Origin of the sequence: Tepidimonas sediminis, assembly GCF_007556605.1 — a bacterium.
Taxonomy (GTDB): Bacteria; Pseudomonadota; Gammaproteobacteria; order Burkholderiales; family Burkholderiaceae_C; genus Tepidimonas; species Tepidimonas sediminis.
In genome coordinates, this window is the sequence record NZ_VJND01000001.1 from 236,123 (window position 1) to 255,499 (window position 19,377).

Consider the following 19,377-nt stretch of genomic DNA (forward strand, 5'->3'; position numbering starts at 1 on the left):
GATGGACGAGGCGACCTGTGCGCCCATGCCGCCGCAGGCGGTGCTGGCCGCCACCGACCTGTCGGACGGCGCGGCGCTGGCGGAGGCGCGCGCGGCCCGGCTGGCGCGCGAGCAGGGTTGCGCGCTGGTGCTGCTGCACGTGCTGGCGCATGACTGGCTGCAGGCGCTGCGCGAGTGGATGGGGCCGACCGCCGGGGCCGAGCGCGTGCAGCGGCAGACCGAGGTCACCTTGGCGCAGCGCGCCGAGGCGCTGGCCGCGGCGCATGGGGTGACCGTGCAGCCGTGCGTGATCGAGGGGCATCCGGTGGCGCAGATCGTCGCCGTGGCGCAGCGGCTGCAGCCGCGCTGCATCGTGGTCGGCGCGCGCGGCGGCAACCCTCTGCGACGCCTGCTGCTGGGCACGACCTCGGAGCGGCTGCTGCGCAAGGCCGCCCATCCGCTGCTGGTGGTGCGCACGCCGGCGCCCGACGCCTACCGGCGCGTGCTGCTGCCGGTGGACTTTTCCGCCTGGTCGGCGCCAACGCTGGAGCTGGCGCAGCGCTTCGCGCCGCAGGCGGCGGTGGAGCTGCTGCACGTCTACACCGTGCCGTTCGAGGAAAAGCTGCGCTTTGCCGGCGTCGACGACGAGGTGATCGCCCGCTACCGCGAGCGCGCACGCCAGCACGCCAGCGCCGAGCTGCACGCGCTGGCGCACCGCGCCGGCTGGCCCCCATCACGCTACCAGGCGCTGCTGCACGAGGGCGACGCCGCCGCCGCGGTCGTCGAGCAGGCGCAGCGCCGCGGCAGCGATCTCATCGTCATCGGCAAGCACGGCCGCAGCGCCACGGAAGAGCTGCTGCTCGGCAGCGTCACCAAGCACGTGCTGGCCGAGGCGCCGTGCGACGTGCTGCTGTCGCCGGCGCGGGCCGACGGGGGTAGAGGCCGGTGATCCAGCCCGCGGCGCCTGCCGCGGCTGGGGTCAGCAACCGGCCTTCTTCGGTTGACCAACGACCAGGATCGCGACCCGATCGTTGCCGGGGTGGCGCTGCCTTCAGGTTGGCCGCGCCGCGCGCAGCGCCTGCGCCACCTCGCTCACCAGCGCCGGGCCGCGATAGATCAGGCCGGTGTAAAGCTGCACCGCGTCCGCTCCGGCGCGCAGCTTGGCCGCGGCGTCGGCGCCGCTCAAGATCCCGCCGACGCCGATGATCGGGTAGCCGGGCCCCAGGCGCGCGCGCAGCGCGGCGATCACCCGGTTGCTCGCGGTGGCCAGCGGCGCGCCCGACAGCCCGCCGGCTTCCTCGGCGTGCGGCAGGCCGCGCACCGCCTCGCGCGCCAGCGTCGTGTTGGTGGCGATGACGCCATCGACCCCGTGGCGGCGCAGCGCCTCGGCGATGGCGCCGAGCTGCGCCTCATCCAGGTCCGGCGCGATCTTGACGAACAGCGGCTTGCGCGCGCCGTGCGCGTCTTCCAGCCGCGCGCGCTCCTGCATCAGCGCCGCCAGCAACCCCTCCAGCGCCGCGTCGCTCTGCAGCTGGCGCAGGTTGGCGGTGTTGGGGCTGGAGATGTTGACGGTGACGTAGTCGGCGTGCGCGTACACCCCCCGCAGGCCGAGCAGGTAGTCGTCCACCGCGCGCTCGATCGGCGTGGCGGCGTTCTTGCCGATGTTGAGGCCCAGCACCAGCGAGGGCGCCCCTTCGCGGCGCACGCGGCTGGCGCGCACGTGCTCGACGAAGGCCTCCAGCCCGTCGTTGTTGAAGCCGAAGCGGTTGATCAGCGCCTGCGCCTGCGGCAGGCGAAACAGCCGCGGGCGCGGGTTGCCGGGCTGCGGCCGCGGCGTGACGGTGCCGACCTCGACGAAGCCGAAGCCCAGCGCCGCCCAGGCGTCGATGCAGCGCGCGTTCTTGTCCAGGCCGGCCGCGAGCCCCACCCGGTTGGGCAGGCGCAGGCCGGCCAGTTGCACCGGGTCGTCGACGCGCGCATCGGCCAGGCAGCGCATCAGCGGGGTGTGCTGCACGCGCTCCAGCCAGCGCAGCGTCAGCTCGTGCGCCTGCTCGGGGTCGAGGCGAAACAGAACGGCGCGGGCGGCGGCGTAGGGGATCCAGCTCATCGGATAATTGTCGCATTCCCCCACCCCCATCCCGCACGACGAGGAGTCCCGCCCATGAGCGCCGCCACCCCGATGACCCAGGACGAACTGAAGGCCCTGGTGGGCCGCGCCGCGCTGGAGCACATCGGTCATGGCCACATCATCGGCATCGGCACCGGCTCCACCGTCAACCACTTCATCGAGGCGCTGGCGCAGCAGCGCGAGCGCATCGTCGGCGCGGTGTCCAGCTCCGAGGCCACGACGCAGCGGCTGCGCGCGCACGGCATCCGCGTCTTCGACGCCAACGAGGTCGAGGAGCTGGCGGTCTACGTCGACGGCGCCGACGAGATCGACCCGCGCGGCTTCATGATCAAGGGCGGCGGCGCGGCGCTGACGCGCGAGAAGATCGTCGCCGCGCAGGCGCGCCGCTTCGTGTGCATCGTCGACCAGAGCAAGTGGGTGCAGACGCTCGGGCGCTTTCCGCTGCCGGTGGAGGTGATCCCGATGGCCACGCAGCGCATCATCCGCCAGTTCGCCGCGCTGGGCGGCACCGCGCGCGTGCGCCTGCGCGACGGTGCGCCGCTGGTCACCGACAACGGCCAGCACATCCTGGACGTGACGGGGCTTGCGATCACCGATCCGCCGGCCTTCGAGAGCATGGTCAACGACTGGCCAGGCGTGGTGACGGTGGGGGTGTTCGCGCACCAGCGCGCGCACGTCTGCCTGATGGGCACGCCCGAGGGCGTACGCACGATCTCGTTCGACGGGCCGGGGCGCTGAGACGCCGGGCCGCGGCGGGCCGCCGCGGCCCGCGCGCCCATTCAGACCGGCTCGCCTGCCAGCCCCTTGTGGCGCAGCAGCGCGTCGATGCGCGGCTCGCGGCCGCGGAACGCCTTGAACGACTGCAGCGCCGGGCGGCTGCCGCCGACCTCCAGGATCTCCTGCCGGAAGCGCCGTCCGGTGGCCACGTCGAGCACGCTGCCGCCTGCGGCGGCGGCCTCCTCGAAGGCGGCGAACGCATCGCTGCTGAGCACCTCGGCCCACAGGTAGCTGTAGTAGCCGGCCGCGTAGCCGCCGGCGAAGATGTGGCTGAAGGTGTGCGGCATGCGGTGCCAGGCCGGCGGGCGCAGCACGGCCACCTCGTCGCGCACCTGTTCCAGCAGGGCCATCACGTCGCCGCCCGGGGCGCCCTCCAGGTGCAGCCGCATGTCGAACAGCGCGTATTCGACCTGCCGCAGCAGCTGCAGGCCGCTCTGGAAGTTGCGCGCCGCCAGCATCTTGTCGAACAGCGCGCGCGGCAGCGGCTCATCCGTGTCCACGTGGCCGCTCAGGGCCTGCAGCGCCTCGTAGTCCCAGCAGAAGTTTTCCATGAACTGGCTCGGCAGCTCCACCGCGTCCCACTCCACGCCGCTGATGCCGGCCACGTCGTGTTCGTCCACCCGCGTCAGCAGGTGGTGCAGCCCGTGGCCGAACTCGTGGAACAGCGTGGTGACGTCGTCGTGCGTCAGCAGCGGCGGCCGTCCGTCGGCGCCCTCGCCGAAGTTGCACACCAGGTGCGCCACCGGCGTCTGCAGCCGGCCGTCGTCGGGGCGGCGCCAGCGACCGCGCACGTCGTCCATCCAGGCGCCACCGCGCTTGCCGGCACGGGCGCTGGGGTCGAGGTAGAACTGCCCGAGCAGTTCGCCGTCGCGCTCCAGCCGGAACACGCGCACCGACGGATGCCACACCGGCGCCTCGTCCGGCACGATGCGCAGCTCGAACAGCCGCCCGACGATCGTGAACAACCCCTCCAGCACCCGCGGCAGCGGGAAATAGGGCTTGACCTCCTGCTCGCTGTAGGCGTAGCGCTGCTCGCGCAGCCGCTCGGCGATGTAGGTCCAGTCCCACGGCTGCGGGTCGGCCAGCCCCAGCTGCTGCGTCGCAAACGCGCGCATGTCGGCCACGTCGCGCTCGGCGAAGGGGCGCGCGCGCCGCGCCAGGTTGCGCAGGAAGCCGAGCACCTGCTCGGGCGTTTCGGCCATCTTCGGCTCGAGCGAGAGGTGGGCAAAGCTGGCAAAGCCCAGCAGCCGCGCCTCCTCGGCACGCAGCTCGAGCAACTCGCGGATGAGGGCACCGTTGTCGAAGCGTTTCAGGTCACCCTCGGCCTGGTCGCTGGCGCGCGTGCCGTAGGCGCGGTAGAGCCGCTCGCGCAGGCCGCGGTGGTGCGCGAACTGCTGCACCGGCAGATAGACCGGCAGCTTCAGCCCCAGCCGGTAGCGTCCCGGCTGGCCGGCGGCCTCGGCGGCGGCGCGGGCGCTGGCGCGCACGTCGTCGGGCAGGCCGGCCACCTCGTCCTCGCTGGCGTCACAGGTCCAGGCGTCGGTGGCGTCGAGCGCGTTCTCGCTGAACTTTTGCGCGAGTTCGGCCTGCCGTTCCTGGATGGCGGCAAAGCGCGCCTTGGCCTCGCCCTGCAGCTCGGCGCCGCCGAGCACGAAGCCCTGCAGCGCCAGTTCGCGCGCGCGCCGCTGCACGGCATCCAGCGCCGTCTCATCCAGCGCCTTGTACTTGGCGTAGAGCGCCTCGTCGGCGCCCAGGCGCGTCCAGAACTCGGTCACGCGCGGCAGCAGCGCGTTGTAGGCGGCGCGCAGCGCGGGCGTGTCGGCCACGGCGTTGAGGTGGCTGACCACGCCCCAGGCGCGCCCGAGCCGCTCAGTGGCCACGTCCAGCGTGCGGGCAAGCTCGCGCCAGTCGGCGGGAAAGTCCGGCGCGGTGGCGCGCGCCAGCGCCGTCTCGGCGTCGTGCAGCAACCCCTCGAGCGCCGGCTCGACATGCTCGGGCCGCACCGCGTCGAAGCGCGGCAGGCCGTCGAAGTCCAGCAGCGGGTTGGCGAGCAGGGATGGATCGGTGCGGGTGTTCATGCCCGCAAGCATGCCACGGCTGGCGCGCCCGCGCGCGCCGCAGGGGCGGCGGCACACCGGGCGCTTCAGCCGCTGCGGGCCGCGGCGGCCTTCTTCGCGCTCTTGAGCCGCTTCTTGGCCTTCTTGACCAGGCCGCCCGGCGTCAGGCGCTGGTTGCCCAGCACCCGCACGGTCTTGATCTCGGGCCGGCGGCCGGGCTGCTTGGCCGGCTTGATGACCTTGTATTCGCGCGGGCCGGGCTTGCGCTGCGGGTCGGCGGCCTTTTCCTTGGCCGGCTTGGGTCGCCACAGCACCAGCAGCTTGCCGATGTGCTGCACCGGCGCGGCGTCCAGCCGCTCGGCCAGCTCCGCCAGCCACGCCTCACGCTGGGCGCGGTCGCCCTCCAGCGCGCGCACCTTGATGAGGCCGTGCGCCTTGAGCGCCGCGTCGATTTCGGCGACGACGGCGTCGGTCAGGCCGCCGGCGCCGATCATCGCGACCGGTTCCAGATGGTGGGCCGCGCCACGGTGGGCGGCGCGCTCGGCAGGTGTCAGGTTCAGGGCAGGCATGGGGCGATTATCCCCCGGGCGGTGCGTGGCCGATATAGTGTGGGCCATGGTCAAGGTCCGCACGAAAAGCAAGAAGGTCGACAAGGCCTGGTTCCAGCAGCATGTCACCGACCCGTGGGTGCGGCGCGCGCAGCAGGAGGGCTACCGCGCCCGCGCGGCCTACAAGCTGCAGGAGCTCGACGAGACGTTCCACCTCGTGCGGCCCGGGCAGGTCATCGTCGATCTGGGCTGCGCGCCGGGGGCGTGGTGCCAGTACCTGCGCCGCCGCCTCGGCACGCAGCCGGGGCCGGACGGACGTGCGCGCGTGCGCGGCGTGATCGTCGGCGTCGACCTGCTGCCGGTGGAGCCGATCGATGGCGTGCACGTGCTGCAGGGCGACTTCCGCGACGAGGCGACGCTGGCGGCGCTGCAGGCCACGCTGCGCCAGGCGCTGGGTGCGGCGCCCGAACGCGCCGTGGACCTCGTGGTGTCGGACATGGCGCCGAACCTGAGTGGCATCGACGAGGTGGACGCCGCCCGCATCGAGCATCTGGTGGAGCTGGCGGTGGATTTCGCGGTGCGGCACCTGAAGCCCGACGGCGCGCTGGTGGTCAAGGTGTTCCACGGCGCTGCCTACGAGCCGGCGGTACGGCTGCTGCGCCAGCATTTCCTGACCGTCAAGGCGCACAAGCCCAAGGCGTCGCGGCCGCAGTCGGCGGAAACCTTCCTCGTCGCCCGTGGTCTGAAGGGGTGAGGCCCCGGGGTGCACCGCTATCCGCGTGATAGCCATGGTTTCACTGGCCGGACGGCGCGGCGTGCTTGAGAACGCCTACAATGGGCCTCACATGGAGCAGTGTCGCGCCCTCGTGGCGCCCGGGTTGAGCAGGAGCCTTCGTTGAACAACAACCAGTGGATTTCCAAGGTGGCGATCTGGATGGTGATCGCCATGGTGCTGTTCACGGTCTTCAAGCAGTTCGACGGCCGTGCCACCAGCGGCGCCGGCTACATGGCGTACTCCGACTTCCTCAACGAGGTCAAGGCGCAGCGCATCAAGAGCGCCACCATCCAGGAAGGCTCCAGCGGCACCGAGATCATCGCCCTTACCACCGACGACCGGCGCATCCGCACCAACGCCACCTACCTGGACCGCGGCCTCATCGGTGACCTGATCGCCAACGACGTCAAGTTCGACGTGCGCCCGCGCGAGGAGGGCTCGCTGCTGATGACGCTGCTGGTCAGCTGGGGGCCGATGCTGCTGCTGATCGGCGTGTGGATCTATTTCATGCGCCAGATGCAGGGCGGCCGCGGCGGCGCCTTCAGCTTCGGCAAGAGCAAGGCGCGCATGCTGGACGAGTCGGCCAATACGGTCACGTTCGCGGACGTGGCCGGCTGCGACGAAGCCAAGGAAGAGGTCAAGGAGCTGGTCGACTTCCTGAAGGATCCGCAGAAGTTCCAGAAGCTCGGCGGGCGCATCCCGCGCGGGCTGTTGCTGGTGGGGCCTCCGGGCACCGGCAAGACGCTGCTGGCCAAGGCCATCGCCGGCGAGGCCAAGGTGCCGTTCTTCAGCATCTCCGGCTCGGACTTCGTCGAGATGTTCGTCGGCGTGGGCGCGGCGCGCGTGCGCGACATGTTCGAGCAGGCCAAGAAGAATGCGCCCTGCATCATCTTCATCGACGAGATCGACGCGGTGGGGCGCCAGCGCGGCGCGGGGCTGGGCGGCGGCAACGACGAGCGCGAGCAGACGCTCAACCAGATGCTGGTGGAGATGGACGGCTTCGAGACCAACCTCGGCGTCATCGTGATCGCCGCCACCAACCGGCCCGACATCCTGGACGCCGCGCTGCTGCGCCCGGGCCGCTTCGACCGGCAGGTATACGTGACGCTGCCCGACATCCGCGGCCGCGAGCAGATCCTCAAGGTCCACATGCGCAAGATCCCGATCGGCCCGGACGTCAGCGCCGAGGTGATCGCGCGCGGCACCCCCGGCATGAGCGGCGCGGACCTGGCCAACCTGTGCAACGAGGCGGCGCTGATGGCGGCGCGGCGCAACGCCCGCGTCGTCGAGATGCAGGACTTCGAGAAGGCCAAGGACAAGATCCTGATGGGCCCCGAGCGCAAGAGCATGGTCATGCCGGAGGAAGAGCGGCGCAACACCGCCTACCACGAGGCCGGCCATGCGCTGATCGGCAAGCTGCTGCCCAAGTGCGACCCGGTGCACAAGGTCACGATCATCCCGCGTGGCCGCGCCCTGGGCGTGACGATGAGCCTGCCGGAGAAGGATCGCTACTCCTACGACAAGGAGTACATGCTGAACCAGATCGCGATGCTGTTCGGCGGCCGCATCGCCGAGGAGGTCTTCATGAACCAGATGACCACCGGGGCGAGCAACGACTTCGAGCGCGCCACGCAGATCGCGCGCGACATGGTGATGCGCTACGGCATGTCCGAGAAGCTCGGTCCGATGGTCTATGCGGAAAACGAGGGCGAGGTGTTCCTCGGCCGCTCGATCACCAAGACCACCAACATCAGCGAGGAGACGATGCGGCAGGTCGATGCCGAGGTGCGCCGCATCATCGACGAGCAGTACGCGCTGGCGCGGCGGCTGATCGAGGAGAACAAGGACAAGATGCACGCGCTGGCGCAGGCGCTGCTGGAGTGGGAGACCATCGACGCCGATCAGATCGACGACATCATGGCCGGCCGTCCCCCGCGGCCGCCGAAGGATGCCTCGCCGTCCAACCCCTCGGCCGGCGGTGGCGATGGCGGTGGGGCGGCCGCCGTGGTCGGCAAGGGCGAGCCGGCTCCGCAGGCGCCCTCGGCGGCCTGAGCGTCGGCAACATCCTCCGGGGCCACCCAGGCCCCTTCCGTTGACGGGCCTCCATGGGGCCCGTCGTCTTTTGCGGGCGCACGGTCGGCCCGCAGGCCGCCCAGGCGTCGCGGCCTTTTCCGGGACTGGGCTCGGGCACAATAGCGTGCCATGCAGACCGTCGCCGCGCCCGTCTGGCGCACCCGCCGCTTCGCGCTCGACCTCGCCCGCCCGCGCGTGATGGGCATCGTCAACGTCACGCCGGATTCGTTCTCCGACGGCGGCGCGCACGCCGACGCCGCAAGCGCCCTGCGCCACGCCGAGGCGCTGCTGAAGGAAGGGGCCGACATCCTCGATATCGGTGGCGAATCGACCCGACCCGGCGCACCGCCGGTGCCGCTCGAGGAGGAGCTGGCGCGCGTCGCTCCGGTGGTGCGCGAGGCGGTGCGCTGGGGCGTGCCGATCAGCATCGACACCTACAAGCCCGAGGTGATGGCCGAGTGCCTGGCACTGGGGGCGGACATCGTCAACGACGTCTGGGCGCTGCGGCGCACGGGCGCGGATGGCCGCAGCGCCGAGGACGTGGTGGCGCAGGATCCGGCCTGCGGCGTGGTGCTGATGCACATGCACCGCCAGCCGCAGGACATGCAGGTGCAGCCGATGCAGGGCGACGCCGTGCCGCAGGTGCGCGAATTCCTTGCCGCGCGGGCGCAAGCGCTGCTGGCGCGCGGCGTGGCGCGCGAGCGCATCGTGCTCGACTACGGCATCGGTTTTGGCAAGACGGTGGAGCAGAACCTGGATCTGCTGGCCCGCCAGCGCGAGCTGCTGGCGCTGGGCTGGCCGCTGCTGGCCGGCTGGTCGCGCAAGTCGACGCTGGGCCGCATCACCGGCGTGGAGGTGGCCGCCGAGCGGCTGGGGGCGAGCGTCGCCGCGGCGTTGCTCGCGGTGCAGCGCGGCGCGCGCATCGTGCGCGTGCATGACGTCGCCGCCACCGTGCAGGCGCTGCAGGTCTGGATGGCGTTGAACGAAAGGGAAAGCGACAGGGAGGACGCATGACGACACGACAATATTTCGGCACCGACGGCATCCGCGGCACGGTGGGGCACCCGCCGATCACGCCGGACTTCGCGTTGCGGCTGGCGCACGCGGTCGGCCAGGTGCTCAGGCGCACCGAGGCGCGGCCCACGGTGCTGATCGGCAAGGACACGCGTATCTCCGGCTACATGCTCGAGTCGGCGCTGGAGTCGGGCTTTGCCTCCGCCGGGGTGGACGTGGTGCTGCTCGGGCCGGTGCCGACGCCGGCGGTGGCGTACCTGACGCGCGCGCAGCGCGCCAGCCTTGGCGTCGTCATCAGCGCGAGCCACAACCCCTTCCCGGACAACGGCATCAAGTTCTTCAGCGCCCAGGGCACCAAGCTGCCGGATGAGTGGGAGCTGGCGGTGGAGGCGGCGCTGGCGCAGCCGCCGGCGTGGGTGGAGTCGGCGGCGCTGGGCGCCGCGCGGCGGCTGAACGACGCCGCCGGGCGCTACATCGAGTTCTGCAAGAGCACGTTTGCCGCCGACTTGAGCCTGCGGGGCCTCAAGATCGTGGTCGACGCGGCGCACGGCGCGGCCTACCAGATCGCGCCGGCGGTGTTCCACGAACTGGGCGCCGACGTGGTGCCGATCGGCTGCAGCCCCAACGGCCGCAACATCAACGACGGCGTCGGCGCCACGCACCCGCAGACGCTCATCGCTGCGGTGCGTGCGCACGAGGCCGACCTCGGCATCGCGCTGGACGGCGACGCCGACCGGCTGCAGATGGTGGACGCCAGCGGCCGGCTCTACGATGGCGACGAGCTGCTGTACGTGCTCGCGGACGACCGCCTGGGCCGCGACGAGGTGGTGCCGGGCGTGGTCGGCACGCTGATGACCAACATGGCCATCGAGCAGGCGCTGGCCGCGCGCGGCGTGCGGCTGGTGCGCGCCAAGGTCGGCGACCGCTACGTGCTGGAGGAGCTGCACCGCCACCACTGGCTGCTGGGCGGGGAGGGCTCGGGCCACCTGATCATCCTGGACAAGCAGACCACGGGTGACGGCATCGTCTCGGCGCTGCAGGTGCTGCAGGCCTGCCTGCGCCAGCAGCGCACGCTGGCCGACCTCCTGCAGGGCGTGGAGCGCTTTCCGCAGGTGCTGCGCAACGTGCGGTTGGCCCCGGGCGCGGACTGGCGCGCCAACGCCGCGCTGCAGCAGGCGCAGCGCGAGGCCGAGGCGGCGCTGGGCGCGGATGGCCGCGTGCTGATCCGCGCCAGCGGCACCGAGCCGGTGCTGCGCGTGATGGTGGAGGCGCGCCGCGTCGAGGATGCCGAGCGCTGGGCCGCGGTGCTGGCGCAGGCCGCCGGCGCCGGGGCGGCGTCGGCGCGGGCCGCCCTGTCGTAGGGTCGTCGGCCACCATCCCTTCAGGCGCGAGCCGCCTAGCGCCGCGCCGCGGCCAGAAACGCATCCAGCATCGGGGTGGGATCCAGCATCGCCTCGTCGTCCAGGCGGTGAAACTCGGGGTGCCACTGCACGCCGAAGACGAACGCGCGGCCTTGATAGCGGATCGCCTCGACCAGGCCATCGGGCGCGGTGGCCTCGACGACCAGATCGCGCCCGAGGCGCTTGATGGCCTGATGGTGGATGGAGGCCACCATGCGTCCGGGCAGCGCGCCGTTCCAGCGCTCCAGCCAGCCCCCAGGGGCCAGCTGCACTTCGTGGCGGTGGCGGTCGTAATCGGCGGTTTCATGTGCGATTGCGTGCGGCACCAGCGCAGCGATGTCTTGATAAAGGCTGCCGCCGAAGGCGACGTTGATCAGCTGCATGCCGCGGCAGATGCCCAGGATCGGCTTGCCGGCCTCCAGGAACTCGTGCACCAGCTCCAGCTCGTAGGCGTCGCGCACCGGATCGCCGGCCCACTCGGGCTTGAGCGGCTCCTCGCCATAGGCGCGCGGGCTGACGTCGGCGCCACCCTGCAGGATCAGGCCGTCGAGGTAATCGGCGTAGTCGCGCACGCGGATGCTGCTGCGCTGCAGCGCGCCGTCCTGCAGCACCGACGGGATCATCAGCACCAGCGTGTCACGCGAGGCGGCCCACTGCGCCACCGACTGCTCCAGCACCTGCAGCGTCTTGGTGCGCAGGCCGGTGCCACCGGCTTCGGGATGGAAGATGCGGGCCGACAGGCCGATGTGCACGGGGCGGCGGCGTCCGAACATGGGGGCAGTCCTTCGGCGGGGGGTGTGGCCATGATAGACCGCCGTGCCTCGGCGGAGTGCCCGGCGTTCGTAAGCCCCCGCGCCGCCACGGCGCCTGCCCGGAGGGAATCACGCGCCCTGGCATGCCCTCATCACGGCGGGGGCCTCGGCTCGACCCGGCCTTCCTGGTGTTGCCGGAAACTTTCCGATGCCGGCAGTGTTTCCGGATCCGGTGGCGCCTCCACGGCGGGCCGGCCCTCGCGGGCGCGCCGGGCCAGGTGTGCGGCCAGACGAACGATTTCGCCGGTGTCCACCTGCGCGCCATGCCACCAGCGCATGCGGGCAATGGTCCACGTCCAGCCCAGACGACCGTGGCGGGCGGGCTCGACCACCCCCAGGCCATGGCAGGGGGTGCACCTTTCGCGCAACAGACGCTCTTCGGCCGGACGCGCCGCCAGCCAGGCCTGCAAGGCCAGCTGCCGCTGCCGCTCCAGCGTCTCCTGCCTGGACCGCCTCTGCGCGGCTTCGGCCTGCTCCTGTTCCAGCCGGCGCTGCAGCTCGGCGCGCTCGACCGCCGACAGCGGGCGTGCCTGACTCTGGTACTCCTCTTCCCCCATCTCGGCGCCGGCCCCCGCCGCCACCGTCAGCATGGCGAACGCCGAAACCGCGGTGCGGGTGACCAAGCGTCGACGCGGCCGCGACCCTGCTTCGACGGGATCAGTTGGGCGTGTGGACGCCGGGTGGCGCGCCAGGCTGCCAAGGACCGAGGAAATTTTCGATGGTGTCATGACCACGCGGGCGGGATGCCCGGGTCGGCGTGCCGACGGTGACGAAGGCCACCAGGTGTTCCTGCGGACCGCAGAACGCCTGCTGCAGCAGCGGATGGCGGCACTTCCGACCGGACAGCGTCTTGGCACCGTAGCCCATCGCGTGCAGGGCCGTCAGGAACAACGTCAGGGCACCGCCGGCCGACATCCATTGCTCATGCATCGGCACGTCGTCGATGTCGGCCTGGATGCGGGCGATCCACGCCAGCAGCACGGGACCGCGCTGGGCCCGCTCCACCTCCGCGGCCGCATCCTCGGCGTCACGCCCCTGGTCAAGCGCGATGCGGACGAACAGGTCGCCAAGCTGCGCCCGCTGGGATCGTCCGATCAGCACGGCCCGCCACGGTCGCAGCAGACCATGATCCGGAGCCCGGAGGGCACAGGCGATCGCGGTGGCCAGTTCGCGCTCGCTCGGACCCGGGTCGGTGAGCCAGCGCGGGCCCACCGAGTGGCGTTGCAGCAGGGTCTCGATGATCGTGGAACGCGGGATCCCGGGATCGATCCACCCGCCCGGCTCCGCCGAGGAGGCGGTGAAAGGCTCGTTCATCATGGAGGGTGAGGTCTTCATGCCGGACTCCCATGCGCGCGAGGCTCGTTGGCGGTACGCAGCACTTGGGGAATCAGTCCTGCCAAGGCCGCGTAAACGTGACCGGCCGGCTCCCGGGGGGCGGCGCGCTGGCACGCCTGCTGCAGCAGCGGCGCCCATGCAGCCGGAAAGTGGTGCGAGAACGATTCGACCAAGGCCCGCGCCTCGATATCGAGCGCAGCGCGATCCAGCAAGCGCGCCATGAACTCCAGCTGCATCGCCACGTGGTCGGGCAGATCGTGAAAATCCTCGCACGGCTCGAAACCGGCCGTCTGGTAGCAGGCCTTGGCCTGTTGCGCCACCCAACCCGCCAGCGACCCCTCCAGCAGCAGCCCCGTGTTCAGGGGAGCCAGCACCGGCGGGGTCAGGAACAGCGCGGCGTAGGCCACGAGCCAGTCCGCCCCCGGGCCGCCACCGTCCTCGGTGTCGCGGCGCAGCTCGGCCACCTGCCTTGCCGCCGCCTGCACGGCCGCGAGATCGAGTTGCAGCGGCGCGGCCAGATCCTCCAGATCCGCCAGCAGGGGTTCGAACCAGTCACGGAAGCGCCAGCCGTGCGGAGGCGGCATGAAGGCCCGTGCGAGCAACCAGCAGGCGTCGGCGCGGGCCCTCCAACTGGCCTCACCCTCCGGCTCCCACGCCGGCTCCCATTCGGGCGCGGACAGCGTCACGCCGCTCATCGCTGTTCGTCCAGCTGCAGCCACTTTTCCCCCGCGGCGTTGAGGACGTTGGACAGGAAGACCGCCAGCGCCAGCACCGCCCATTCCGTCGCCGACGGCCGGTAGTCCAGCAGGCCATGCACCCAGCTGCCCTTGAACAGCGGCACGAGCTGGCCGCCGATGACGAAGTCGTAACGGGCGGCGAAGAGCGCCACGATGGCCACCACCGCGGCCAGCAGCAGCAGCTGGGGGTTGCGCCGCCACGCTGGCACGACCGTCAGCGCCAGGGGAAGGCCGATGCCGACCCAGAGCTCGAGCTGGAACAGCGGCCGGCTCCACAGGTGGTGCCACACCTGCATGCCCTCGGCATTGCTGTAGAGACCTGCCACCAGGCGCGAGACGACGAAGAAGGCGTGCGCCACCATCAGGATGGCGAACAGCCCGCCCAGACGCCCGGCGAACAGGGCACGCGTCGGCTCGTCGAGCCGTTCAGACCGCCCGCCGTGGGCCAGCCAGGTGAAGATGATGACGAACGTGACGGCCCCCAGCAGCGACTCCACCAGGAAGGCCAGCGACATCTCGCCGCCGAACCAGAACGGACGCATCGACATCCAGCCGTACACCCCGCCGGCGACGAAGGTGATGTAAACGGCGGCGACCAGGGACAGCACGGCCGCGGCGCGCGGTGGGATCGGGGCGCGGGGCAGCAGCCACGTCATGAGCAGCCACAGCAGGGCGACGACGTAGACGATCACGCCCCAGACTTTCCAGAACAGCGGCGCGCCGGTGGCACCGGAGAACGGAATCAGCAGCACCGCACGCAACGGATAGCCGAGCTCCAGGAACAGCGCCGCCACACCGCCGGCCAGTGCGGCCACCGCCAGCCAGGTGGCGCGGCGCGCGATCGGGCGGTAGTCCTCGACGCCGAACACCGTCCAGACCGAGGCCAGCATGGTCAGCCCCGTCGAGGACAGCAGAAAGAAGTCGTACGTCACGATCGGCAGGCCCCAGAACAGGCCGCGACTGTCGCCGTGGTAAGCGGCGTGGCCATGCGTCATCAGCTGGCTGGCGACGTAGGCGCCGCTGGCGACCAGGCCCACGAGCGCGACGATGAGGATCATGCCCATCGGGCTGGTGGGGGCGGAGGGTCGGGGAGTGGCGAGGGTGGACATGAGCTTCTCCTTCGGGCGGCTTCAGGTCGTGCGTTCATGGGCGCGCGAGCTCGGCACGGCCGCGCCGGCGCCGCCGGACAGGTAGTAGACCTGCGGCTTGTTGCCGGTGTGGTCGAGCAGGCGTACGCCGCGCTTGTCGGCGATCAGCTTGTTGACCTTGCTTTGCGGGTTGTCGAGGTCGCCGAAGTAACGCGCCTTGGGCGGGCAGACCCGCACGCAGGCCGGGGTGTGCTCCTTGGTGGCGGGATCGTCCTCGTCCAGGTCGGCCACGCCCTTGGGCGCGGTGCTCGTCTTGTGGTAGCAGAACGTGCACTTGCTGACGACGCCGTGAGGCTGGATGCCCACGCCATGCGTCGGGTCGTCGTGGGGGCCCTTGTACGGCGGATCCCACTGGCGGCCGTTCTTGCCGGGGAAGACGGTGCGCAGGTCCGGCTGCACCACGGCCTTCTCGTCGGTGTAGAAGCGTACGCCGTACGGGCAGGCCACCATGCAGGCCTTGCAGCCGATGCACTTGTTCCAGTCGATGAGCACGTAGCCGCCGTCCTTCATCTTGTAGGTCGCCCCGGTGGGGCAGACGCTGACGCAGGACGGGTTTTCGCAGTGCATGCAGGGGCGCGGGAACCACTGCAGCTTCACGTTCGGGTAGGTCCCCTCGTGATAGAAGAGGACGTCCTGCCAGTTCTCGCCGGGCAGGCGGTTGTTCTCCATCGCGCAGGCCGTCGTGCACGCCTGACAGCCGGTGCACTTGTCCAGGTCGATGACCATGCCCCATTTGGCCATGTCGTTCTCCTCGCGGCGTTCGGGTTGTCTTCAGGGTCAGGCGATGCGCTCGATCGTGACCTTGGTGGAGTAGTAGTTGCACTGGCCGGAGATGCGGTCGCTCTGGTTGACCGTGACCTCCCCGCTGTGGCCGGGCGCTCGTCCCTTGGCCCAGCGTCCCATGGCCCAGTGGCCGTGCTCCATCGGAAACACCAGGGTGTCGGGCCGCACCCCTTCGAAGTAGCGCACCCGCCCGGTGATGGTTCCCACCTCGGACTTGATGCGGCACAGGTCGCCGTCGCGGATGCCGCGCTTGCGCGCCGTCTCGGGATGGATCTCGATGTAGACCTGGTCCCGCCCGCCCATGACCGGCTGCAACAGGGAGATCGCCATCGGGATGTTGCCGCCGCGGCCTTCGGCGTGCAGGGCGACCTTCGGGGTCACCATGTAGAGATCACCGCCGCCCGGGTGCTTGGGTTCCTCCCAGTGCGGGAACATCAGCTTGGCCTTGTCGCGCCCGGTCTTGCTGGCGATCCAGTCGGCGTGCGCCTCCAGCCAGCCGCTGCGGAACTCGAACTTGCCCGAAGGCGTCTTCAGCAGCTTGGCCTTGACCTCCTCGGGGGTCATGCGGCGGTTGTAGTCGCGGCCGTCCCACTCGTAGAACTCGCCGTCGCGCTGCTGCCAGAGATAGGGCTTCTTGTACCAGACGCCCTTTTCCTTCCAGGACTCGAAATCCTTGACGCCGTTGTCACCCGGATTGGCCTCGAAGCCCTTGGCGAGATGACGCAGCACGTTCTCGCTGTCCTTCAGGGCCTTGTAGTAGTCGCCCATCGGCCCCTTGATCCGCTTGCCGATCTCGATGATGACGTCGCCGAAGTACTTGGTGTCGTACAGCGGCCTGATGGCCGGCACCCGCAGCTGCGTCATCGGCCAGCCCTCGAACGGATAGGTCGGTGCGTCCTGCAGACGTTCGAGATAGGTGTGATCCGGCAGGATCAGGTCGGCCATCATGGCCGTCTCGCCCGGGAAAGGGCTGGTGTCGATGACGAACAGCTCCTTGAGGGCCTCCTCCCACTGCTGGCCGTTGGGCGCCGTCCACACCGCGTTGTTCTGGTAGAACATGATGGTGTCGAGCTTGTACGGCTTGCCCGCCAGCGAGTTGGGCCCGACCTCCTGCAGCATGTTGTTGGCCAGCAGGTAGCCGTCCGGGTGGCCCTTGAGGTCGATGCGCGGGTACTGCTTCCACGGGCCGCTCTTGGCGTAATCGTCAAGGTACTCGTCGGCGTTGGCCGGCATCGGGCCGTACGGCACGCCCATCTGGTACATCATGCCGCCCTTGGCGAACAGCGAGCCGACCAGCGCGTTGAGCGAGTGGATCGCCATGCCATTGAGGATGCCGTTGCTGTGGGCGTGGGCACCGCGCTCGAAGATGGCCATAGCCGGCCTGGTGGTGCCGAACTCGTGGGCCGTGGCCACGATGTCGCGCTCCAGGATCGTGGTCACCTCGCTGGCCCACTTCGGCGTGCGGTCCTTCAGCTCGATGTTCCACCACTCGACCAGGCCCTTGACCCACCTTTCTTCGAAGCTGTCGGGCTCCACCGTCTGGCCGGCCTTGAAGCGGTTGACGCCATCCTTGAAGTCGCCGACGAACTTGCGATCCCACAGGCCGTTGACGAGGATGTAGTGGGCGATGGCCAGCGCCAGCGCCCCATCGGTGCCCGGCTTGATCAGCAGCGCGCGGTCGCTGGCCGCCAGCGTGGTGTTCATGTGCACGTCGACGGCGGTCACGCGCGTCTTGGGGCTCTTGGTGCGCATGTAGCCCCACATCTGCATGACGTTGTTGTACGGGCGGAAGGCCTCGAGGAAGCCGCAGCCGAACAGCAGCAGGTAGTTGCAGTTGCGGTAGTCGTGCGCGTTGTAACTGCCGTTGCCATCGGTGGCCTGCCTGGCCTTGATCGAGCCGTCGGAGCACATCGAGCTGTGGCCGATCGGCACGTTGGGGCTGCCGTAGAGCTTGCCGAAGGTGCCCAGCAGACCGGCGCAGCTCGCCCCCCACCCGCGGCCGTAGATGAGTGCGAAGCGGTGGCTTTCCCCGCGGTCGCGCAGCGCGTTGAGGCGGTCCGCGACGGTCTGCAGGGCCTCGTCCCAGCTGATGGGCACGAACTTGGGGTCTTCGTTGCGGCCTTTCTTGGGGTTGGTGCGCTTCATGGGCCCCTTGAAGCGGTCGGGGTCGTACAGGATGTAGGTCCCCAGCGGCCCCTTCGGACACAGTTTGCCGTTGGCGATCGGATGGTCGGTGTTGCCGTAGATCGCGTGCACCCGCCCGTCGGTGGTGTAGACATCGATGCCGCAGCGCGCCGGGCACTGGTGGCAGATGTTCTTGGTGATGACGGTCTTGCCACCGCCTGCGGCGGTGGCCGGCTGCGCCTGTGAGGCCGGCTGCGACCGCTCGCTCAGCAGGGTGGCGGCGGCACCGGTGGCGGCGGTGGCTTGCAGGAAGCGCCGCCGCGACACCGCAGGTGGCACGAACCTTTCCATGATGCCCATCTTCGGTTCTCCTCGGGTGGTTGAGCTGAAAGTCACGGCATGGCGCCGAACAGTTGACGGCGAGCGTCGTCGATGAAACGCTGGGTCTTCTGGCAGCCGGGGCACAAGCCCGGCTCACCGGACGTCGGGGTGTAGGTCTCGCCACACGACGGGCAGAGGGCTCGCCGGTGCTCGAACAGCACCTGCACCTCCGACGAACCGCCGTGCGGCTGCAGCGTCAGCGCCCCCTGCGGACAGGCGCGCACGCACGCACCGCAGGCGATGCAGGCCGCCGGGTCGAAACGCAGCCAGGCCTGCTGGCCACCGTCCACCGCGGTCAGCGCGCGCGTGGGGCAGAGCGCCTCGCACATGCGCGCGTCGCAGCACTCGCCACCCGGACGCAACGCCGGGAAAAACTCCGTCGGTACCGGGGTGCCGCTGCGCTCGGCCAGCGCCACGAGCGCGCGGTGCTGGCGCGCGCGCTCGGCCGAGGGACGCCGGCTCGAGGCCGGATGGGCGGCCCGACCATGGCTGCCCATCGGTTGGGGCGACGCATGTCGTCCGGCGGGACGCTCGATGGCGTGTTGGAAGAAGCGGCGCCGGTCGAGTACCGGGCCGGGGTCCTCGGCGGGGGGCAGGCGCGCGGGTCGCAGGCTGGGATCCAGCGGTTCATGCCGCAGCCGGATGCGCGTGGCCCCTTCCAGCGCCTCCATCCATGCCGACGCGGTTTCCACCACGGCCCGGGCGGGGTGGGGCAGGGTGGCCGCCCCTTCGGACGCATCCGGCGCGGCCTCGGCCGCCGGGGCGCCTGCCGGGCAGTCGCGGCACCAGCCGCGGTCGACGATGTCCACTGCGGCGTGCCGCACGCTCAGCTCCAGCAAAAAGCCGACGCGCGCCGCTGCCGTGCAGGGCAGGACGATGGTGCCGGCGCGACGGTGCCGCGGCGGCACCATGCGGCACTCGAGCCGGACGACGTCCTGATCCCTGACGGGCGCACCGGACGTGGAGCCTTGCAGCAATGGCTGCAGCTCGGGCAGCATCAACGCCTCGGTCGGGCAGGCTGCGACGCAGCGTCCGCAACCGGTGCAACGATCCTCCAGGGTCACGCCTTCCGGCCGGACGTGCAACGCCTGATGCGGGCAAGCGTCTTCGCAGGCACGGCACTGCCCGATGCGGCTGCGCAGGGGCAGGCAGGCGCTTTCGTCGTGCAGCAACGCGCGGTCGCTGCGCAGCGCGATCCGTTCGATGATGGTTGTCTCCTCTCAGTTTCACTTCTGCGGCGGGCGGTTCGCCTGCGGCCGCCATGAGGTACGCAAGAGCCGTGCCAATCACCCGTCGGCGTTGGGGT

General features: G+C 70.8%; 17 protein-coding genes and 1 pseudogene. 6 read left to right on the plus strand and 12 right to left on the minus strand.

The window, feature by feature from the left end; genetic code table 11:
* The first annotated feature begins 1 nt into the window (after position 1).
* On the plus strand, positions 2-928 hold the full coding sequence (locus Tsedi_RS01125; RefSeq protein WP_185970534.1) for a universal stress protein: 927 nt from the start codon (positions 2-4) through the stop codon (positions 926-928).
* A gap of 102 nt (positions 929-1,030) precedes the next feature.
* Here the strand turns inward: Tsedi_RS01125 and Tsedi_RS01130 are convergent, their stop codons facing one another.
* Complete coding sequence (locus tag Tsedi_RS01130) at positions 1,031-2,086, minus strand: quinone-dependent dihydroorotate dehydrogenase (RefSeq protein ID WP_143892746.1); 1,056 nt, start codon at positions 2,084-2,086, stop codon at positions 1,031-1,033.
* A gap of 54 nt (positions 2,087-2,140) precedes the next feature.
* Here Tsedi_RS01130 and rpiA point away from each other — a divergent pair, with 54 nt between their 5' ends.
* Complete coding sequence (gene rpiA / locus Tsedi_RS01135; RefSeq protein WP_246099128.1) at positions 2,141-2,845, plus strand: ribose-5-phosphate isomerase RpiA; 705 nt, start codon at positions 2,141-2,143, stop codon at positions 2,843-2,845.
* 41 nt (positions 2,846-2,886) lie between these two features.
* On the opposite strand, the gene Tsedi_RS01140 is transcribed toward rpiA, so the two are convergent.
* On the minus strand, positions 2,887-4,962 hold the full coding sequence (locus Tsedi_RS01140) for a M3 family metallopeptidase (protein WP_143892748.1): 2,076 nt from the start codon (positions 4,960-4,962) through the stop codon (positions 2,887-2,889).
* A 65-nt stretch (positions 4,963-5,027) separates the two neighbouring features.
* Positions 5,028-5,510, minus strand: a complete 483-nt coding sequence (locus Tsedi_RS01145; RefSeq protein WP_143892750.1) for a YhbY family RNA-binding protein — start codon at positions 5,508-5,510, stop codon at positions 5,028-5,030.
* Between the two features lie 46 nt (positions 5,511-5,556).
* Here Tsedi_RS01145 and Tsedi_RS01150 point away from each other — a divergent pair, with 46 nt between their 5' ends.
* The 4 genes from Tsedi_RS01150 to glmM all read left to right on the plus strand — a co-directional run bounded on the left by Tsedi_RS01150 (position 5,557) and on the right by glmM (position 10,712).
* A complete protein-coding gene (locus Tsedi_RS01150) occupies positions 5,557-6,243 on the plus strand; it encodes an RlmE family RNA methyltransferase (protein ID WP_143892752.1) in 687 nt (228 codons plus the stop codon).
* 180 nt (positions 6,244-6,423) lie between these two features.
* Positions 6,424-8,316 (plus strand): ATP-dependent zinc metalloprotease FtsH, encoded by a 1,893-nt coding sequence (ftsH, locus tag Tsedi_RS01155; RefSeq protein ID WP_143893049.1) that lies wholly within the window; start codon positions 6,424-6,426, stop codon positions 8,314-8,316.
* Positions 8,317-8,466: 150 nt separating this feature from the next.
* Positions 8,467-9,351 (plus strand): dihydropteroate synthase, encoded by an 885-nt coding sequence (gene folP, locus Tsedi_RS01160; protein ID WP_143892754.1) that lies wholly within the window; start codon positions 8,467-8,469, stop codon positions 9,349-9,351.
* Positions 9,348-10,712, plus strand: coding sequence for a phosphoglucosamine mutase (glmM, locus tag Tsedi_RS01165; protein ID WP_143892756.1), 1,365 nt, complete (start codon positions 9,348-9,350; stop codon positions 10,710-10,712). Before folP ends, glmM begins: the two co-directional genes overlap by 4 nt.
* Positions 10,713-10,747: 35 nt before the next feature.
* On the opposite strand, the gene Tsedi_RS01170 is transcribed toward glmM, so the two are convergent.
* The 9 genes and pseudogenes from Tsedi_RS01170 to Tsedi_RS12490 all read right to left on the minus strand — a co-directional run.
* Entirely contained in the window at positions 10,748-11,524 is a 777-nt protein-coding gene (locus Tsedi_RS01170) for a gamma-glutamyl-gamma-aminobutyrate hydrolase family protein (RefSeq protein WP_143892758.1), read from the minus strand.
* A gap of 131 nt (positions 11,525-11,655) precedes the next feature.
* Positions 11,656-12,186 (minus strand): OmpH family outer membrane protein, encoded by a 531-nt coding sequence (locus Tsedi_RS01175; protein WP_143892760.1) that lies wholly within the window; start codon positions 12,184-12,186, stop codon positions 11,656-11,658.
* Between the two features lie 34 nt (positions 12,187-12,220).
* Complete coding sequence (locus tag Tsedi_RS01180; protein WP_185970535.1) at positions 12,221-12,898, minus strand: nitroreductase family protein; 678 nt, start codon at positions 12,896-12,898, stop codon at positions 12,221-12,223.
* Complete coding sequence (locus Tsedi_RS01185; RefSeq protein ID WP_185970536.1) at positions 12,895-13,593, minus strand: TorD/DmsD family molecular chaperone; 699 nt, start codon at positions 13,591-13,593, stop codon at positions 12,895-12,897. Before Tsedi_RS01185 ends, Tsedi_RS01180 begins: the two co-directional genes overlap by 4 nt.
* Positions 13,590-14,744, minus strand: a complete 1,155-nt coding sequence (nrfD, locus tag Tsedi_RS01190) for an NrfD/PsrC family molybdoenzyme membrane anchor subunit (protein ID WP_143892767.1) — start codon at positions 14,742-14,744, stop codon at positions 13,590-13,592. The genes Tsedi_RS01185 and nrfD overlap by 4 nt, the downstream gene beginning before the upstream one ends.
* 21 nt (positions 14,745-14,765) lie before the next feature.
* Positions 14,766-15,524 (minus strand): 4Fe-4S dicluster domain-containing protein, encoded by a 759-nt coding sequence (locus tag Tsedi_RS01195; protein ID WP_221934178.1) that lies wholly within the window; start codon positions 15,522-15,524, stop codon positions 14,766-14,768.
* Between the two features lie 36 nt (positions 15,525-15,560).
* On the minus strand, positions 15,561-18,050 hold the full coding sequence (locus Tsedi_RS01200; RefSeq protein WP_221934179.1) for a molybdopterin-dependent oxidoreductase: 2,490 nt from the start codon (positions 18,048-18,050) through the stop codon (positions 15,561-15,563).
* 32 nt (positions 18,051-18,082) lie between these two features.
* Positions 18,083-18,895 (minus strand): 4Fe-4S binding protein, encoded by an 813-nt coding sequence (locus Tsedi_RS01205; RefSeq protein WP_246099129.1) that lies wholly within the window; start codon positions 18,893-18,895, stop codon positions 18,083-18,085.
* A 198-nt stretch (positions 18,896-19,093) separates the two neighbouring features.
* Positions 19,094-19,243 (minus strand): annotated as a pseudogene (locus Tsedi_RS12490) (4Fe-4S dicluster domain-containing protein); the annotation flags it as partial.
* Positions 19,244-19,377: the final 134 nt, after the last annotated feature.

Excerpts from the sequence above, each read along its gene's own strand:
- Tsedi_RS01145 (WP_143892750.1), bottom strand. The coding sequence starts at position 5,510 with ATGCCTGCCCTGAACCTGACACCTGCCGAGCGCGCCGCCCACCGTGGC.
- Tsedi_RS01130 (WP_143892746.1), bottom strand. The coding sequence starts at position 2,086 with ATGAGCTGGATCCCCTACGCCGCCGCCCGCGCCGTTCTGTTTCGCCTC.
- folP (WP_143892754.1), top strand. The coding sequence starts at position 8,467 with ATGCAGACCGTCGCCGCGCCCGTCTGGCGCACCCGCCGCTTCGCGCTC.
- Tsedi_RS01195 (WP_221934178.1), bottom strand. The coding sequence starts at position 15,524 with ATGGCCAAATGGGGCATGGTCATCGACCTGGACAAGTGCACCGGCTGT.
- ftsH (WP_143893049.1), top strand. The coding sequence starts at position 6,424 with ATGGTGATCGCCATGGTGCTGTTCACGGTCTTCAAGCAGTTCGACGGC.
- glmM (WP_143892756.1), top strand. The coding sequence starts at position 9,348 with ATGACGACACGACAATATTTCGGCACCGACGGCATCCGCGGCACGGTG.
- Tsedi_RS01200 (WP_221934179.1), bottom strand. The coding sequence starts at position 18,050 with ATGGGCATCATGGAAAGGTTCGTGCCACCTGCGGTGTCGCGGCGGCGC.
- Tsedi_RS01185 (WP_185970536.1), bottom strand. The coding sequence starts at position 13,593 with ATGAGCGGCGTGACGCTGTCCGCGCCCGAATGGGAGCCGGCGTGGGAG.
- Tsedi_RS01125 (WP_185970534.1), top strand. The coding sequence starts at position 2 with ATGGACGAGGCGACCTGTGCGCCCATGCCGCCGCAGGCGGTGCTGGCC.
- Tsedi_RS01140 (WP_143892748.1), bottom strand. The coding sequence starts at position 4,962 with ATGAACACCCGCACCGATCCATCCCTGCTCGCCAACCCGCTGCTGGAC.
- Tsedi_RS01150 (WP_143892752.1), top strand. The coding sequence starts at position 5,557 with ATGGTCAAGGTCCGCACGAAAAGCAAGAAGGTCGACAAGGCCTGGTTC.
- rpiA (WP_246099128.1), top strand. The coding sequence starts at position 2,141 with ATGAGCGCCGCCACCCCGATGACCCAGGACGAACTGAAGGCCCTGGTG.
- nrfD (WP_143892767.1), bottom strand. The coding sequence starts at position 14,744 with ATGTCCACCCTCGCCACTCCCCGACCCTCCGCCCCCACCAGCCCGATG.
- Tsedi_RS01180 (WP_185970535.1), bottom strand. The coding sequence starts at position 12,898 with ATGAAGACCTCACCCTCCATGATGAACGAGCCTTTCACCGCCTCCTCG.
- Tsedi_RS01170 (WP_143892758.1), bottom strand. The coding sequence starts at position 11,524 with ATGTTCGGACGCCGCCGCCCCGTGCACATCGGCCTGTCGGCCCGCATC.